We start from the raw sequence: 924 nt of genomic DNA on the forward strand, positions 1-924 counted from the left end.
AGTGTTATTTTAAGTTTGTTAAGCCTGGCAGGTCATCATCTAGCATTCGCTGGATCCGACTACACCGTTCTATATCAAGGAACATACTCAAAAGATTATGAAATTACGCATGACACTATCCATATTGCCGATGGCGGTGGCGCTGTCAGAGTCAATAATGGAGTGACATTAAAAATTAATCTTCGTCCCGGAGGAGGTCAATGGGGACTGATTTTTTCTGAGGGAGACTCATTTCAAAACCACGGGAACATCATCATTGACGGTACAGCTTCTTGGTATGGTCATGGTGGTATCGTGATGGATTGGTTAGGAAATAATTTTATAACCAATTATTCAGATGGAACTTTATCAATCCTTCAAGACGTTATAAAACTATCCGTCCAGACAGTTACTAATGAAGGCACCGTCAACAACAACGGAATTTGGAATAACACCAGCTCTAACGGTTCAAAGACAACAAATACAGGCATTTTTAACAATACAGGAACCATCAATAGTTCCCAAACTTGGGCGGGTAGCGGTCAAATCAACAATGATGGCGGTATCGTCAATATTTCCGGCGGGACGTTTAGTACAGACACTTTAGTGGGCGGACAAGTGAACCTGACCGGTGGTAACGCAACGGTTAATGAAATAGACGATACCACCCGCTACACCATGACTGGAGGCTCCTTGACAACCGCCTTCAATCAAATTGTGGCCAGCGCAGGTTCCATGGGTCAGCAAGTCCTCAATTACATTACGGGAACAACGACTGATGTTCCACAATCTGTGCAGACCTTGTTATCCGACTATTTTCAAAAATACGTCCCTGGCTATCTACGAGAAAATCTCAGCCAGATTATCTCTTTCCAAGGCGGGAAATTAGTCGTCAATGGTTCAAATTTGACAACCACTCAACGTGACGATCTCACGACTGCATTT

General features: G+C 43.3%; 1 protein-coding gene. It reads left to right on the plus strand.

The genetic code is table 11. The features are described from left to right. Positions 1-924: hypothetical protein (locus NW199_RS08695; protein WP_258334351.1), on the plus strand; the 924-nt coding region annotated here is incomplete at both ends.

Origin of the sequence: Parasutterella secunda, assembly GCF_024733725.1 — a bacterium.
Taxonomy (GTDB): Bacteria; Pseudomonadota; Gammaproteobacteria; order Burkholderiales; family Burkholderiaceae_F; genus Aphodousia; species Aphodousia faecalis.